This is a genomic window from Mesorhizobium sp. M5C.F.Ca.IN.020.29.1.1, from assembly GCF_003997375.1.
GTDB lineage: Bacteria > Pseudomonadota > Alphaproteobacteria > Rhizobiales > Rhizobiaceae > Mesorhizobium > Mesorhizobium wenxiniae.
Genome location: NZ_RZSW01000861.1, coordinates 1 through 1,819, shown reverse-complemented (window position 1 = coordinate 1,819; position 1,819 = coordinate 1). Strand labels below are relative to the sequence as shown.

General features: G+C 63.0%; 3 protein-coding genes and 1 pseudogene. 1 reads left to right on the top strand and 3 read right to left on the bottom strand.

The window, feature by feature from the left end:
* Positions 1–49 precede the first annotated feature (49 nt).
* On the top strand, positions 50–259 hold the full coding sequence (locus EOA85_RS34380) for an Arc family DNA-binding protein (protein WP_127212647.1): 210 nt from the start codon (positions 50–52) through the stop codon (positions 257–259).
* 13 nt (positions 260–272) lie between these two features.
* Here the strand turns inward: EOA85_RS34380 and EOA85_RS34375 are convergent, their stop codons facing one another.
* From EOA85_RS34375 to EOA85_RS37915, 3 genes and pseudogenes are all read right to left on the bottom strand, one after another.
* Positions 273–593: a hypothetical protein gene (locus EOA85_RS34375; RefSeq protein ID WP_127212646.1), complete on the bottom strand. Its 321-nt coding sequence runs from the start codon at positions 591–593 to the stop codon at positions 273–275.
* 30 nt (positions 594–623) lie between these two features.
* The gene (locus tag EOA85_RS34370; protein ID WP_127212645.1) at positions 624–875 is read right to left on the bottom strand and encodes a hypothetical protein; all 252 of its coding nucleotides are present in this window, start codon (positions 873–875) and stop codon (positions 624–626) included.
* Between the two features lie 349 nt (positions 876–1,224).
* Positions 1,225–1,819, bottom strand: a pseudogene (locus EOA85_RS37915) (hypothetical protein); the annotation flags it as partial.

Genomic DNA, 1,819 nt, shown 5'->3' with positions numbered 1-1,819 from the left:
ATGGTGGAACGATTTCTTAGGCTTAAGGTTTCGGCCATAAGAACGGGCAATGCCAAGCCATTCGCCCAGTTTTCATATCCGCCTGCCAGTCGCGCTGCAGAAGCGCCTGAAGATCGCCGCCGCCGAGAATAACCGTTCGATCAATGCCGAGCTGCTGGCGAGGATCGAGCGGTCGTTCGAGCTCGAGGCCACCGATCGCGGCAAGGCTGTCGCGCTGCTTGCCGAGGCGATGGCGTTGCTCGAGAAAGGAAACGACTAGTGGCTCCTTCCCCCTAGTCCGGCGTGTCGCGCAGCGGCTTGCCCCTGTGCTCGCGAACCGCCGGCGTCCACCTGGTGATCGCCGAGACGTCGACCGTGACCGGGATGCCAAGCTTGACGGTGACCAGGCCAGCACCCTCGTCAATGCGGGTGACCTCGCCGGTGAGTTCGACCTGGCCGCCGGGCTTGGCCTTCTTCGGCGCGCGGATGGAATAGGGGAAGCCGTAGGAGGGTATGCTGATGCTGGCGCGGCCGTCATAGTCGAGCAGCTTCAAAATGGTGGCGGTAATCGTCACCTCGTCGCCGATGGTGATATCCGAAATGTCCCAAGCCATTTGATTAGACTGGCGCGGCCGGCGCCGGCGTCAAGAGTTTCGCCGCCTACCGAAGATGATGAAGCGGTTGTGAGCGGGATTGCCGCAGGCGGTGCAACGCAGGTAGCGATCGACAAAGCGCAAGGCTTCGCCACCGCCCCAGCGCCGTTCGATGATGGCGCGGTTGACCGGCCCTTTGTGCGCGCAGGCGAGGCAAGCGCCGCCCAGGATGTATTCGGGCGGGATGTCGCGGAAGCTGATGGCATAGTACGACTTGCCGGGCACAACATTGTATAGGACCATGTTCCTATAATGTTCTGCGACCTCGAGTCGTCAAGAGGATCACCCGCTCAGATATTTCTACCTGATATTCCGACCATCATCCGTTCTGCCATGGTCACGAAATAGTCACTGTCGTTCCGCTTGTCAGCCTAACTGCGGTCTGTAAGCTCTGAGTCATGGGAAACGAGGGCCGGCGTCCAAAACCAGCCCCCTTGATCGGGGTCCAAACTCGATCAAATCCCGTGAAGGCGGCGCGCCGGTCACCTCTGCAAGACCGTGGCTGGCGCGTCGTCACCAGAACCCCATCCAAGCACCGAGACTGGACCAGCGCAAGACCGTTCGGGTCACGCCATCGTGAGGGCCATCAGGCTCACCGCGCGGTTCTCCGCCACTTTTCCATCTTGGCCATGCCGCTCCTGGCGAGATCCGGGTGCAGGCCGAAATAGTGCTTCAGGATCTCGTCGATCGATTTCAGGCTGTGGCCGGTGATCGAGGCGATTTCCCATTTGTCGTTGCGCGCCAGCGCCAGCCAGGTCACGGCCGTGTCGCGCAGGTCCTGGTCGTGGAAGTCGTTGAGGCTCGGCATCGGCTTCAGGCCGGCGGCCTCGAGCACGGCGCGCACATCGAGCTTGCCGAGCAGCTGCACGGCCATCGGCGTCACCTTGCCCTTGACGGCCTCCAGCGTGCCGAAGGCGGCGGCGTGGCGCAGCACTCGGAACGCCTTGCGGTAGCGGTGATCGTCCCACGGCCGGCGCAGCCGCTCGTCGATCAGCACATGCGCAAAGTTCAGCCGCCATTCCAGGCGGCGCTCGCCCGCGGCGACGACGCGGTCGCGCAGCATTTCGATCATCGGGATCAAGAGCGGCTGCCCGCCTTTCTTGCGCTGATGGAACAGGATGCTCTCGCTGGTGATCCTGCTGTCCTCGAGCGCCAGGCGGTCGGCCTGGCGCTGCGCCGTATATAGG

What these genes read in the sequence shown, in the direction of transcription:
- EOA85_RS34380 (WP_127212647.1), top strand. Translation starts at nt 50, where the DNA reads ATGCCAAGCCATTCGCCCAGTTTTCATATCCGCCTGCCAGTCGCGCTG.
- EOA85_RS34370 (WP_127212645.1), bottom strand. Translation starts at nt 875, where the DNA reads ATGGTCCTATACAATGTTGTGCCCGGCAAGTCGTACTATGCCATCAGC.
- EOA85_RS34375 (WP_127212646.1), bottom strand. Translation starts at nt 593, where the DNA reads ATGGCTTGGGACATTTCGGATATCACCATCGGCGACGAGGTGACGATT.